Here is a 12,810-nt window from a genome sequence, read left to right as displayed (position 1 = left end):
GTGGTGCCTGTCACCCCTAATTTTAAAAAAGTGTACTGCTGTTTTAACGGCAGGCGCTTTTTTGTGTTTTTCGAGTTTTTCGATGCAAGGGTTAGGTAATTGGTCTTGTTACTTTTGAATTTGAAAATTATTCTTTGGATGTTGCCTTGTTTTGGTGGCTTTTATAGTAAGATAGTGGATAATATTTTATGAGGATAAAAGAATTATTTTTTTAAGGGATGGCATTGGTATGAAAAAATTTGTGAAGGATCTTATTTTTATTTTAATTGGTTCGTTTATTTTTGCAGTGGGGGTAAATTATTTTACCATTCCCAATCGGCTATCTGAGGGTGGGATTCTGGGGATTACCATTATTACGTACTATTTGTTTCATTGGTCACCCGGGGTAGTTAACTTTGTGTTTAATATAGTTCTTTTGACGGTGGGGTATAAATTTTTTGAAAAACGGACTTTTGTTTATACGTTACTATCTATTGGAGCAAGTTCTTTGTTTTTATTTTTGACAGAGGATTTTGGTAAGAGGCTAACCGGGGACACTTTGTTGGCATCCGTGTTTGCCGGTTTCCTAGTTGGAATTGGATTAGGCTTGATTTTTCGGTCAGGCGGAACATCAGGTGGGTCGACCATTTTGGCTCGAATCGCAAATCAATTCCTAGGCTGGAGTATGGGGAAGGCGATGCTGGTCATGGACGTATTAGTGGTGGCCGGGTCAATCTTCGTTATTGGTTTGGAAAAAGCGATGTACACCCTATTGGTCGTGTATATCGGGGCGAAGGCGATTGATTTTATTGTCGAGGGACTGGACGAACGTGTTGCAGTGTTGATTATCTCGAATTCGCCGGAGAAGGTGTTGGAGAGCATTACGAATAAAATGTCTCGAGGGCTCACCATCCTGGACGGACGCGGGGGTTACACAGGACAAAACAAAGAAGTACTATACATCGTCATCAATAAACAGGAAATCGTCCAACTGAAGAACATCATCCATCAAATTGATGAACATGCCTACGTTACCATCCATTATGTCCATGAAATGCTAGGTAAGGGATACAAAGCCACATAACACAAAAAGGTCCACGATCGTGGGCCTTTTTTGGCTGCTAAAAGTTCCCCTGCCTATCCAGGCTTAAGTGAAACTACTCCTCGGTATGCGCATTTTAGGCTGGAGGTGAGAGAGGGGAGCCTAAATGGTGACAGGTACCACTAATGTACATTTGTCCGCCCTGGATGGACAGGGCGGAAATGACAAATGATTTTTGTGAAAAGGTGCTCCACATTTGCGACTGATGAGGCGCCTTTTTGGTAGGGGGACTGCTGTTTTACCGTTTATCGTGAAAGTATGGCCTGATGGTTATTGTGGTTTGGCGGCACCATTGGGTAGACGTTTTCTTCTTCGATGACGTTGAATTCCATGAGAACGGGGCCATTCGTCTGGAAGGCTGTTCGTATAACATGTTTTGCTTGGTCTTCTGTTTGGGCACTTAGTCCCGCCACGCCATACGCTTCAGCAAGTTTGACGAAATGGGGGGAAGTCATTTTAACAGCAGAATAGCGGCCTTGGTAAAATAATTCCTGCCACTGTCGAACCATCCCTAGATAGCCGTTATTCATAATCGCTAGCTTGATAGGGAGTTGGTATTTGACTACTGTCATCAACTCCTGAAGGTTCATCTGAAAACTTCCATCCCCTGACACGCAGATGACCGGTTGTTCGGGACAAGCGGCGGCCGCTCCAATAGCCGCCGGGAGCCCAAACCCCATAGTCCCCAATCCGCCCGAGGTAATCAGTGTTCTCGGTTTAGAAAATGCATAATGGTGGGCAGTCCATATTTGATGCTGCCCGACATCGGTGATCACGACCGTGTCTTTTCCGAAGCTGTCCCTTAGTAACCGAATCACGGTTTGTGGACTTAGAATACTGTTGGATTTATCAAATCGCGGCACCGTTCGTTTCCATTCGATGACCTCATTTGTCCAAATCTCCGTATTTAATTGAATTTGCTGATAATCCAAAATGCTCTTAATCGCCTTCAAAAACTGCTTGGCATCACCTGTAATCGGGAGGTCAACAGTAACGATTTTGTTGATTTCAGCCGAGTCAATATCTATATGAATTTTTTTTGACTTAGGGGAAAAGCCGCTGATTTTCCCAGTGACCCGATCGCTAAAACGAACTCCAATACTAATCAGTAGATCGCAATGATGGACAGCTTTATTGGCGGCAAACGTCCCGTGCATCCCGAGCATACCAAGGTAAAGCGGATCATTGGCCTCCATTGCACCAATCCCCATGAGTGAGCTGACAACGGGGATTCGTGCATGTTTTACCACTTCTCTGAGCTCCTCAGAAGAGTCTGACGCTATGATGCCCCCGCCTATGAAGATTACCGGCTTTCGGGCTCTTTCGATCATATCTTTTACCTTTTCAATATTTTTGGGCGTAATTTGGTTTTCTCTGTGTTTGCTGCCATTATTCCATCTGTTACCGGAATATTTTTTGGGAAAAATATCTTCATTAATCTTGTCATTCGAATCTATGGGAGCTAATGTGAATTTTTTAGAGTTTAAAGAAATACTTGCTTTTAGCGCTATTAAAACGGGTCCAGGTCTGCCAAAAGCGGCAACTTTTAGAGCTTCGGACAAAAGGGAATCCAAGTCTTTGATCTGACTTATTTCATAAGTTTCCTTTGTAATGGGCATAGTGATGCCTGAGATATCCAATTCTTGCATCGTATCATTGTTGATTGGACCTGTATGGAGCGGACCAGCTATGATAACGAGCGGAATAGAGTCGCTATAGGCCGTGGCAATCCCTGTGATTCCGTTGGTAATGCCAGATGGGGAAGTGAGTAGTACCACACCAGGCCTTCCGGTTGCCCGTGCAAAACCGTCAGCTGCATGAACGGCAGATTGCTCATGCTTCATTTGAAAATAGCGAATTCCCTCATTATTAACAGTTGGATGTAATGCTGGATTTAGGAGATCAGCATCACACCCAAAGACACAGTCAACCCCAAGTAAACCCAAGGACTCAAACAATTGTGTAACAGTTTTTTCGTTTAACATTGACATTCAACCACCTGATTTCTGATTTTTAAGAAATATTGTAAATTATCAGAAATCAAAAGTATGTGAGATAAATCATGTAATATAAATTATTTTCACTCAAATCTGCAGATTAGTGTCCACTGGAGGCGTACAATTGTACATGAACGGTGCCTGTCACCATTTTACATATTCACCCAATTGAAGAGCGATTCATAATGTATAAGATAAATGTTAATTGGGGGGACTGCGATGTTTCCATTTACGAATTATGTTGATGCGTTGAGTAGGCAATCGAATAAGTTGGTTTCTGATGTGGAGAAGGCGATAAATGGGGAGTATAGTGCGATTGATTGTTATGCGAGATTGGCTAATCTTGCTACGAATAAGGAGGAGAGGGAGCGGATTTTAGAGATTCGGGAGGATGAGATTAAGCATTATCGGCATTTTGTTCAGATTTATACACAGCTTACTGGAAGGCAGCCACAGCCGAAAATTACGGAGGGCTGCCCTAGTACGTATCTCAAGGGCTTGGAGTTCGCATTAAAGGATGAGCAGATGACCGTTGATTTTTATATGGAGATTGCTGATTACGCGGGAGATCAATATGTAAGAAACGTGTTTCGAAGGGCAGCCGCGGATGAGCAGAATCATGCTGTGTGGTTTTTGTATTATTTTACGAAAAATAAATAAAAATTCGATCAACAAAAAAGCCCATGTGTGCATGAGCTTTTTTTTGTGGATTCAGTCACTGTTCCTGTCACCGTTGGATTCCTCGCTACTGTTCCAGACTCCAAAATCACTACTTGATTCAATCGGAGAGTCACCAGAGGAGGATTCATCATAGTCCGCCTCATTGCTATAGTAACTTTTCGATCCTTTTTTTGCGTTAGGAAAAATGAGAAATGCCAGAATAATTAACAAAGTACCGAAAAACTCCTGAGTACCGAAAATCAGATAAATTCCATATGCAAGCAGCAGAACACCAATTACTCTCCGGATTACCCGTATCGCCCCCAGATGCATTCCCCCTTCTTAGAATGTAAGCACTGCCCCTTTATAAAATACTTATTTATACGTGAGTCTTTTTATACATTGGCCATCTTTTTGAACATGCCCTTTTTAATAGGATCCTATTTTTGAACAAAATGTTAAATTTACTAATATGGTATTCCTAACCAAATCGGATTTGTATAATGGGAGACAGCGGAGGTGCGACTCAACATTTGCTGTTTTTCCGCTGTATAAAAATTAATAAGGAGTGATCCATTTTGGCTCGAAGAATTCGTACTTGGCATGAAGGTGCGAAGTTTCATGTGACCAGCAGAGGTAATAACCGGATGAAGCTTTTCTTGGACGATGAAGATTTTAATAAGTATTTATCGATTCTGAAAGAGAGTAAGGCCCGTTTTCCGTTTGTGCTTCATGCTTATTGTTTAATGACCAATCACACCCATCTTCAAATCGACACGCTGGAAACCCCGATTAGCACCATCATGAAATACCTCAACACAAGTTTTGCAAAGTATTTTAATAAAAAATATTCTTGTACAGGTCATGTGTTTGAAAAAAGATATAGCGCTGAACTGTTAAATTCCCCCGAATACGAGATTGATGTAAGCAAGTATATTCATTTAAACCCCGTGACCGCAGGAATAACGGAGACCCCTGAGGATTACCCCTGGAGCAGTTACCCTTGCTATGTTTATGGCGAAATACAACCCCTAGTAGATCCCACACCAGTTCTATCCTATTTTCCAGATCCTCCTTCTCAAACCTATGAAAACTATATGAAAAGTCGGTATACTGATAAATTTCATTGGTATGATGGGAAAATTTATTTCATACGACAGGAGGAGTCGCTGTGTGGGCTCGAGTAACCAGTGTTGGCCTTAAAGGGATGGAAGGGTATCGAGTGAATGTTGAAGTCAGTTCGTAGGCGGGAAATGATGCTTTTAAAATCGTCGGGCTGCCGGATGCTGCTGTGAAGGAATCGAAGGAACGAATCCACGCGGCACTTCGATCATTCGGTTATATCCTTAATTCGACGACACTATTTGCCTGATGTTGACTTTCTAGAGGTGGAAATGATTTATGTACGTTCTTTACAGGATGTGATTGGACATCTGGAGGGGAAGTGGAGTCCGTCGGTCCCTGATTTTTTAAGAAAAGATATCTTGTTTCAGAATGATTGTAACAACCTGGATTTCCAGCAAGTAGTTGGACATGCTGAGGCTAAACATGTTTTGAAGATCAAACATGCACTAAGCAACCGTAGCCAAGTCAAAATCATTCTCCTCGCCCGAACCATCTCCGATCTCCAAGCAAACCAGCAGATCAGCGACCAGAGTATCATCGAAGCAATTCAATTAAATGGGGGGATAAAATGAAATTATAATAGGAATGAAATGAGAGGTAATAGGGTGACAGGCACCATCTGTGGACATTTGTCCGCGTCGAGCGGACGCCGCTATTGGAAATCTTGAGTGAAAGGGGAAAATGATGCGGCCGTCTGTGTTCTCGTTATGATGGCGAGATTTAGAAGGCCGCTCCTATGAGGTGGACATTTTTCCTTTTGTAATATGGGTTAAGTATTTTAAAAATTCATCACTGAGGTCGTCGCGTCTTAAAGCGAATTCTACTGTGGCTTGTAGAAAACCAAGCTTATCACCTACGTCATAGCGTCTTCCTTCAAAAATATAGGCATACATTGCTTCCTTTTTAGCCAATTCTCTAAGGGCATCCGTTAACTGGATTTCTCCTCCTTTGCCAGGCTGTGTCTCTCCTAAAATATCTAGGATTGCTGGGTTGATAATATATCGCCCAAGGACGGCAATATTCGAGGGGGCATCTGCAATGGAAGGCTTCTCAATTAAACCTTTAACCTTATAAATTCTGTCCTCGATTAATTTCCCCTCAATAATTCCGTATTTATCCACGTCCTGCTCTGCTACTTTTTGTACACCTAAAATGGTCGTCTTGTACTCTTCATAAGTGTCAATCATCTGTTTTAAACAAGGTTTTTGGGAATAGACAATATCATCCCCTAACAGGACAGCAAAAGGTTCATTCCCAATAAAATTTTTCGCACAAAAGATTGCATGCCCTAGCCCTTTAGGTTCTTTTTGACGGATATAATGGATATTCACCATGTCGGAAATTTGACGCACTTCTTCCAATAACTCAAATTTCCCTTTTGATTCAAGTTCGAGCTCAAGCTCCACTGATTTATCGAAGTGATCCTCAATCGATTTTTTATTTCTGCCCGTAATAATTAAAATTTCCTCAATTCCTGAGGCTACAGCTTCTTCAATAATGTATTGCAATGTCGGTTTATCGACAATCGGCAGCATTTCCTTTGGCTGTGCTTTAGTTGCCGGGAGGAAGCGGGTACCTAATCCGGCTGCAGGAATGATGGCTTTGCGAACGTTCATCCAATGCACCTCATTCTTTTTTTGAAAAAATAACGGAAATAATTGGACACGGCTGTGACCATACTATACATAATGTTCCCGGTGAAATATCCATTTATACCTATGAAAAAAGGAACCCCCGCGTTCTAGATACAGGAATTCCTTTTATAAAAAATTTTATTCGTCATCCTTCTTTTGTTTTTTCTGGTGTTCCTGTAGGGCCATGAGGATGTCTTGAATATCGACTTTTCCATCCTTGTTTAGGTCTACTGTATTATTCTCAGGTGTCGGCGGTGCTGCCGGTGATGGTACTGTTGCTGCTACCGCCAATTCCTGCTGTTTAGGTCTAAATACAAAGGTAACTAATAAGAGAATTAAGATGAGTAAACCGGAAACGCCGTCAACAATGTAGAAAATGGTGGAATAGTCGGACCAAAGTGTTTTACTTTTGCTCATTTTCTTTTCGGAATTAGTGATGTAATCCTTAATTTCCGAATGATTAGGATAGATTCGTTGGACGGCCTCGAATTTTTCCAAAGCATGTTTGTAATAACCGCCCCAATATAATTCTAGTCCATCTTGATAGAGTTGGTCTGTGGCACTTTTGCTATTTTTAGCACCCGCCTGATTCACAAATTCTTTGACGGTATTAACAGGAACTGCAAAGTTGAATCCTTGAACTTCTTGGCCATTGACAGTGTCTCCTCTAAAAGTGAGCAGACCGATAATTTGCCCTTTATGATTGATGACTGGACCACCGCTATTGCCATGTGTGGCAGCTGCATTAATTTGAATGACCGGACTGCCTTGTTCGGTCTTTTTCTCTGTTGCTGAAATTTGTCCTGCGTTCATGGAAGAAACTAAAGAAGAATCTGGGGATAAAAGATCGGAATCTGCGGCGGCAGGGTATCCACTAACCCAAATGTTGTCTTGATTTTGGATATTGTCAGAGTTTCCAAGCGGTAGGGTTGGGAAGTTTTTTCCTTCAATTTTTAATACAGCAACATCTTTTCCTTCATTAATTGGGGCACCGTAGCTTTTCAATTCTCCATCAAGAATGTCACCGCTCGGCAAGATAACCTTTGTTGCCTTTTCAATAGCGGTATATTGTGTGTATTTGACCATGTAGTTGTATGCTGTATCATAGTCTGTCTTATAATAGTCTGCCATTATGTTTACCAGTTGTTCAAATGCAGCGTTGGCGACATCTGCATCCTCTTTCTTCGTGAGTTCCACTACATGGGCATTCGTGACAATGTAACCGTTCGAACTGATAATGGCCCCAGAGCCGGATCCACCAATGACCGTTTGATTGCCAAGTTCATTTAAGATACCAAGTACTTCCGTATCATACGGGTTATTAAACTGCCACTTTACAATCGCGTAATCCACTATCCGAACAACCGCTGGCTTCGAGTACTCCGCAAGCTTTTGGGCTTGAGAAATTTTACCCGTGGCCGGCTTCATGCCCATTAAGACAAAAGACCCGACGATCACCGCAACAAGTAGCAATATTATAGGAACCGTAAAAAGAGCCCTTCTCATCAAAATTTAATTCACCTCTTCGAATGAATATTTAGAACTAACAAAACTAATATATTCTCGAAAGAAATAAATGGAATTTGTACCTGAAAATAAATAGGCTAGGGGGAAAGTCCTTGCGGAGACAAGTAGTGGGGATTTTTGGGTGCCATTTAGTGTAAAAATTAAGGGTGACATTCAGGGTGACAGGCACCGCTCGTGGACAAACGACTGAATTTGTCCATGTGTGGCGGACAAATTGTTAATAAGTGGATATATGTACCCGAATAATGACACCCCAACTGATGCTAATGGTGTGGATTTCTTCAATTTAAAGGGCAATTTTTTAATCAAACGTTTGATTAATGATATCTTTAAAAAAAGTATCACAAATTAGATTGATAAAAATACGTCTTAGGTCGTAGAAATGTTCGGTTTGTGGTCTATGGCAGGCAGGAATTTTTTCGTGTATTGTTGAACTAATAAATGGAAATAACTTCTGTTGTTATGAATTTTAAGAAATTGAAACATTCCATTGATTTATTCGTATGTATATAAAGGATTTTTAGTTAGGAGTAGATTAAGATGAACCCGATCCTTTCATTTATTATTCGATCACTTGTGGCCGTGCCCGTGACCGTTTTGACTTGGATTATTTGCTTTTGGGGCGTGGATCTTAACTTTTGGCCCGCAACAGGATTTGCGATTGTAGGCGGAATAGCCACGCATTTTATTTTGGCACCAATTATGGGTTGGAATTTTTTAAGAAAACATCAACTTTCCTGGAAAGAGTATCGCTATATCCAGAAGAATCTGGCTGATGCTAATAAAAAAATTCGCCGCTTGAATAAATCACTGTTCAATATTCGCGATATATCTTCTGTAAAACAACGTCTGGATATATTAAGAGTTACGAAAAAAATTCAAAAAATGGCGGTAAAAGAGCCAAAGCGTTTTTATCAGGCTGAACCGTTTTATTTCTCCCATTTGGACTCTGTGGTGGAATTGACCGAAAAGTACAGCTTTTTGGCATCTCAACCCAAAAAGAGTTTGGAAATTAATCAATCTTTGATTGAAACGAAGCAAACCTTAAATGAGTTGGCAAAGGTGTTGGAAGAGGATTTATATCAAGTTGTGTCAAATGATGTTGATACGTTAAATTTTGAAATTGATGTGGCGAAATATACCATCAATAAGCAAAAAGACCCTAAAATTCCTGAGGAGAATAGGTGGTTAAAATGACAGAAAACAATCCAATAGCAAACAATAAATCCGGTGATTTATTAAATGATATATTGGCGAATCCGTTTGGGGAACAGCTTCAGCCGCCAGTCCAAAGCCCTTTTCCGCAGCAAACAAGTGATGCGAAGCCTGTTAAATTAATTGATGTAATCCCTGAAGAGCACAGAGCGAAGGCCTACCAGTTGGCGGAGCAGATTGACCCAACCAATCACCAGGCAATGATACAATATGGTACACAAGCCCAAGGCAAGCTGTTGACATTTTCACAAGCCATGCTCGAGCATGTTCAGAAAAAGGATGTTGGCGAAATCGGGGAAATCATTAATGATTTAATGAAGCGATTAAATGAAGTCAATCCGGACGAGCTGAAGGATGGGAAACCGTCCTTTTTTGGCCGGATGTTTGGAAAAATTTCAAACTCGCTGCAAGAGGCACTATCTAAATACCAGAAAACAGGGGCACAAATTGATCGAATTTCTGTTAAATTAGATCGCAGCAAGAATGTGCTTTTATCAGATATAAAGTTGCTTGAACAGCTTTACGAATCCAATAAAGAATATTTCCATGCTCTTAATGTGTATATTGCCGCCGGGGAAATTAAGCTGGAAGAGATGCATGAAAAAATAATTCCAGAATTGAAGCGCCAGGCTCAAACGACGAATGATCAGATGAAATTCCAAGAAGTGAACGATATGATTCAATTTGCAGATCGTTTGGACAAACGTGTGCATGATTTGAAGCTCAGTCGGGAGATTACGATTCAAAGTGCGCCGCAAATCCGTTTGATTCAGAACACCAACCAAGCACTTGTGGAAAAAATTCAGTCGTCCATTGTAACCGCGATTCCATTATGGAAAAATCAGGTGGCCATTGCGTTGACGCTTATTCGCCAGCGCCATGCAGTGGAGGCACAAAAGCAAGTATCAAAAACAACCAATGAACTGTTGTTGAAAAACGCTGAAATGCTGAAAACCAACACCATCGAAACGGCCAAAGAAAATGAGCGTGGCCTTGTCGATATCGAAACACTAAAGAAAACTCAGGAAAATCTAATCAGCACATTGGAAGAAACATTGCGAATCCAAGAAGAAGGGCGCAATAAACGCCGCAGTGCCGAACAAGAACTCGTCGCCATGGAAAACGAACTCCGCATCAAACTATTGGAAATCAAAGGAAAATAAAAAAATCCCTGCTGTTAACCCAAACAGCAGGGATTTTTGTGTCTTATATTCATTTTCAAGGGTGTCCACCTCAGGAGGACATTTGTCCATGGATGGTGCCTGTCACCATTCAGTTTTTGTCACTTTTTCAGCAGTGTCACCATTAAACTACTTTTTTTCTAAACACTTTACCCTATTTTATTTATTAACAGGTATGGCGTTGTAATATTCCTCTAGTGTGATGCCGCGGGCCGTGATTTTTTGGGCAATGGTTTTGCCGACGTAGCGGAGGTGCCAGGGTTCGTATTGGTAGCCGGTGATGGTTTCTTTTCCTTTTGGGTAACGGATGATGAAGCCGTATTCGGCAGCATGGCGTGCGAGCCATTTTGCTTCTTTTGTACTGCCGAAGCAGTTTTCTGCGGCACATTTTCCGTCACTGCCGGTGACGTCGATGGCTAGTCCTGTCTCATGCTCACTAGTTCCGGGAAGGGCACTGTACGTTTGTGCTGCTTTTATACCATCTCGGTTTACGTAGTAATTAAATAAAGTCTTTTGCGCAGTATGGGATCTGTAAGCAGAAACGCCGAGGAGCGGGACGCCGTCCTTCTTGGCACTGGCAAATAATTTTTCAATCGCTTGTGCAGCTTCTTGACGCATTTCACGTTTAGATGATTTTTTTGCAAAAATAAACGGAATATCCGGATACACTAGATCACTCGGACTATACTGTTCAGGCAGCATATTCAGTTTGTTTACCAGTACAGGAATGCTACCTGGATTTTCAACAACCTTCACGGTACGATCGTTTGTCTTACTATCTTTTGTTTGGGGATTGATGGAGGTTTGCTTGCTGACCTTTACTTGGGCACGATTCGAAATCTTCTCGTCCCTGTTGGAAAAATGAAGTTGTTCAGAGCATCCTACTATTATCAAAAGAATCAAAGCCAGTGCTACCAGTACAGAATAATTTTTACCCATGCAAAAACTTCCTTTTTATTAAAATTCTCTACTACTATCATAGACACGAATATAGACTTTAAAACACGTGACAAATAAGTTCTATTAAAATGGGAAGTCTTGCAAAATTTAATAACAAATAAGCCCAGGATTCCTAGGCTTTATCAATTTTAAACTAACAACCACCTTTTAATCAAATTTTTGGACAAAATGGCAAGTTGAGCAGGCTCGTCCAATCAGTCGTCTTGTTACTTCATTTTCATAATAAATTTCTTCCATTCCACAGACAGGGCATTCAAGTACATAAAAAATCTTTCTTACTCCTAAAATGGCATCTAAAAGCGACTCAAAATTCATGTTTGGCCCCCTATCTATTTTTCTTAAACATAACAAATGATAGTAGTAAAACATGAAGAAACATGTCAGGTAGAGAAACAATAATTTCGACACCATTTTCGTTTTACAAAAAGGCGCAGCGGAGAGCCTGACACTTAGAGTGTTTATTGGGACATTAAAGCTTAGTAATTGGGGAACATTCTGTGGATAAAAGGACTTAGTGCGACATGTGGAAAATAGTTCTTAAAAAACTGGTCATTCTATTAGATAAAGGAGGGTTAAGAGAATGAAAAAAGAAGTGGATGAAACAAGTGAAGGATTAAACCAAATCTTTGAGATCATCAATGCTAAGGGGGATGAAGGTGAACTTAGAGAGATTGTGGAAAATGGAAAGGCGGAAAAGGCTGAGGATCAGAAATAATAATGGTGATGGCAGAGTAAACGCAATATGTCTGTGGACAAATATAAATATTATTGTGGAATAACTGTGGATAAACTGTGGTATTAGTGGATAACCCCTTGTGGAATGTGGATAAACGCTAAATATTTGTGGAAACCTGCCTATAAGAACAGGTACCAATCATCTGTAATTCCACCTATTTTTCCAATAAACCACATCAAAATGTGTATAACCCTGTGGATATACTATTGAAATTGTGAATAACTATCCGAAATAAGTGGATAACTCCTGTGGATACTTTTAAGAAAAAAGTTTCTTTCCTACCAATTCACTATACACAACGTAGCAAACTTAAAACAGTTCACCTGCTAAATTTCATAACCTTACAAGAAACCCCAATTTGTCCACCTGTGGAGAACAAATTGGGGTTTTTTGTCCACGAGTGGTGCCTGTCACCAGACTGATGTCATCACACTGTTACTACCACATTGTCACAACCACCAAAGATGACATTTGTCATTTGATTTTGGTGACGTTGCTTACTAAAAGTCCTCCCAATTGCGCCGTATAATGTGGTTAAGAGTTGAGGGAGGGGAATGAGTGATGATGAGTGATGAGGTTTTGTGTTTGGAAAAGGTGACGAGGTGTTTTCGGGAGAAGACGGCGGTGAGGGAGGTTTCTTTTTCAATTTCTAAGGGGGAGGTTGTGGCGATTCTTGGTCCAAACGGGGCTGGGA

General features: G+C 40.9%; 14 protein-coding genes and 1 pseudogene. 9 read left to right on the top strand and 6 right to left on the bottom strand.

Annotated features, from left to right (window positions below; genetic code table 11):
* Positions 1-229 precede the first annotated feature (229 nt).
* A complete protein-coding gene (locus tag V7083_RS13085; protein WP_335478386.1) occupies positions 230-1,063 on the top strand; it encodes a YitT family protein in 834 nt (277 codons plus the stop codon).
* A gap of 263 nt (positions 1,064-1,326) precedes the next feature.
* Here the strand turns inward: V7083_RS13085 and ilvB are convergent, their stop codons facing one another.
* Positions 1,327-3,066, bottom strand: a complete 1,740-nt coding sequence (gene ilvB / locus V7083_RS13080; RefSeq protein WP_335478383.1) for a biosynthetic-type acetolactate synthase large subunit — start codon at positions 3,064-3,066, stop codon at positions 1,327-1,329.
* Positions 3,067-3,297: 231 nt separating this feature from the next.
* Here ilvB and V7083_RS13075 point away from each other — a divergent pair, with 231 nt between their 5' ends.
* Positions 3,298-3,738, top strand: coding sequence for a ferritin-like domain-containing protein (locus V7083_RS13075; RefSeq protein ID WP_335478380.1), 441 nt, complete (start codon positions 3,298-3,300; stop codon positions 3,736-3,738).
* 51 nt (positions 3,739-3,789) lie between these two features.
* On the opposite strand, the gene V7083_RS13070 is transcribed toward V7083_RS13075, so the two are convergent.
* Positions 3,790-4,071 carry a hypothetical protein gene (locus tag V7083_RS13070; protein ID WP_335478378.1) on the bottom strand — a complete coding sequence of 94 codons (282 nt, stop codon included), beginning with the start codon at positions 4,069-4,071 and terminating at the stop codon, positions 3,790-3,792.
* Positions 4,072-4,316: 245 nt separating this feature from the next.
* Between V7083_RS13070 and V7083_RS13065 the strand changes: the two genes are divergently transcribed.
* The 3 genes from V7083_RS13065 (at position 4,317) to V7083_RS13055 (ending at position 5,435) form a co-directional block, all read left to right on the top strand.
* On the top strand, positions 4,317-4,925 hold the full coding sequence (locus V7083_RS13065) for a transposase (RefSeq protein WP_335478376.1): 609 nt from the start codon (positions 4,317-4,319) through the stop codon (positions 4,923-4,925).
* 104 nt (positions 4,926-5,029) lie between these two features.
* Complete coding sequence (locus V7083_RS13060; protein WP_335478420.1) at positions 5,030-5,110, top strand: hypothetical protein; 81 nt, start codon at positions 5,030-5,032, stop codon at positions 5,108-5,110.
* Positions 5,103-5,435, top strand: coding sequence for a hypothetical protein (locus V7083_RS13055; RefSeq protein WP_335478374.1), 333 nt, complete (start codon positions 5,103-5,105; stop codon positions 5,433-5,435). Before V7083_RS13060 ends, V7083_RS13055 begins: the two co-directional genes overlap by 8 nt.
* A 162-nt stretch (positions 5,436-5,597) precedes the next feature.
* Here V7083_RS13055 and galU read toward each other — a convergent pair whose 3' ends face one another.
* A complete protein-coding gene (gene galU, locus V7083_RS13050) occupies positions 5,598-6,479 on the bottom strand; it encodes a UTP--glucose-1-phosphate uridylyltransferase GalU (RefSeq protein WP_335478372.1) in 882 nt (293 codons plus the stop codon).
* A 156-nt stretch (positions 6,480-6,635) separates the two neighbouring features.
* Entirely contained in the window at positions 6,636-8,003 is a 1,368-nt protein-coding gene (locus tag V7083_RS13045) for a S1C family serine protease (protein ID WP_335478418.1), read from the bottom strand.
* A gap of 561 nt (positions 8,004-8,564) precedes the next feature.
* Between V7083_RS13045 and V7083_RS13040 the strand changes: the two genes are divergently transcribed.
* Both V7083_RS13040 and V7083_RS13035 read left to right on the top strand, forming a co-directional pair.
* Positions 8,565-9,221, top strand: coding sequence for a 5-bromo-4-chloroindolyl phosphate hydrolysis family protein (locus tag V7083_RS13040; protein WP_335478370.1), 657 nt, complete (start codon positions 8,565-8,567; stop codon positions 9,219-9,221).
* Positions 9,218-10,402: a toxic anion resistance protein gene (locus tag V7083_RS13035; RefSeq protein WP_335478368.1), complete on the top strand. Its 1,185-nt coding sequence runs from the start codon at positions 9,218-9,220 to the stop codon at positions 10,400-10,402. Before V7083_RS13040 ends, V7083_RS13035 begins: the two co-directional genes overlap by 4 nt.
* Positions 10,403-10,579: 177 nt before the next feature.
* On the opposite strand, the gene V7083_RS13030 is transcribed toward V7083_RS13035, so the two are convergent.
* Positions 10,580-11,359, bottom strand: a complete 780-nt coding sequence (locus tag V7083_RS13030) for a M15 family metallopeptidase (protein WP_335478366.1) — start codon at positions 11,357-11,359, stop codon at positions 10,580-10,582.
* Positions 11,360-11,527: 168 nt separating this feature from the next.
* Positions 11,528-11,695 carry an acyltransferase gene (locus V7083_RS13025; RefSeq protein WP_335478364.1) on the bottom strand — a complete coding sequence of 56 codons (168 nt, stop codon included), beginning with the start codon at positions 11,693-11,695 and terminating at the stop codon, positions 11,528-11,530.
* 265 nt (positions 11,696-11,960) lie between these two features.
* Between V7083_RS13025 and V7083_RS13020 the strand changes: the two genes are divergently transcribed.
* Positions 11,961-12,095 (top strand): hypothetical protein, encoded by a 135-nt coding sequence (locus V7083_RS13020; protein ID WP_335478362.1) that lies wholly within the window; start codon positions 11,961-11,963, stop codon positions 12,093-12,095.
* Positions 12,096-12,680: 585 nt separating this feature from the next.
* Positions 12,681-12,810: pseudogene (locus V7083_RS13015) on the top strand (ABC transporter ATP-binding protein); the annotation flags it as partial.

The organism is Bacillus sp. JJ1764 (assembly GCF_036962145.1).
Taxonomy (GTDB): Bacteria; Bacillota; Bacilli; order Bacillales; family Cytobacillaceae; genus Neobacillus.
The sequence above is the reverse complement of the archived record's forward strand: the minus strand, read 5'-3'. Positions and strand labels throughout refer to the sequence as shown.

Bases quoted from the DNA above. Each gene is read 5' to 3' on its own strand.
- V7083_RS13085 (WP_335478386.1), top strand. From the start codon at position 230: ATGAAAAAATTTGTGAAGGATCTTATTTTTATTTTAATTGGTTCGTTT.
- ilvB (WP_335478383.1), bottom strand. From the start codon at position 3,066: ATGTTAAACGAAAAAACTGTTACACAATTGTTTGAGTCCTTGGGTTTA.
- V7083_RS13075 (WP_335478380.1), top strand. From the start codon at position 3,298: ATGTTTCCATTTACGAATTATGTTGATGCGTTGAGTAGGCAATCGAAT.
- V7083_RS13070 (WP_335478378.1), bottom strand. From the start codon at position 4,071: ATGCATCTGGGGGCGATACGGGTAATCCGGAGAGTAATTGGTGTTCTG.
- galU (WP_335478372.1), bottom strand. From the start codon at position 6,479: ATGAACGTTCGCAAAGCCATCATTCCTGCAGCCGGATTAGGTACCCGC.
- V7083_RS13045 (WP_335478418.1), bottom strand. From the start codon at position 8,003: ATGAGAAGGGCTCTTTTTACGGTTCCTATAATATTGCTACTTGTTGCG.
- V7083_RS13040 (WP_335478370.1), top strand. From the start codon at position 8,565: ATGAACCCGATCCTTTCATTTATTATTCGATCACTTGTGGCCGTGCCC.
- V7083_RS13035 (WP_335478368.1), top strand. From the start codon at position 9,218: ATGACAGAAAACAATCCAATAGCAAACAATAAATCCGGTGATTTATTA.
- V7083_RS13030 (WP_335478366.1), bottom strand. From the start codon at position 11,359: ATGGGTAAAAATTATTCTGTACTGGTAGCACTGGCTTTGATTCTTTTG.
- V7083_RS13025 (WP_335478364.1), bottom strand. From the start codon at position 11,695: ATGAATTTTGAGTCGCTTTTAGATGCCATTTTAGGAGTAAGAAAGATT.
- V7083_RS13020 (WP_335478362.1), top strand. From the start codon at position 11,961: ATGAAAAAAGAAGTGGATGAAACAAGTGAAGGATTAAACCAAATCTTT.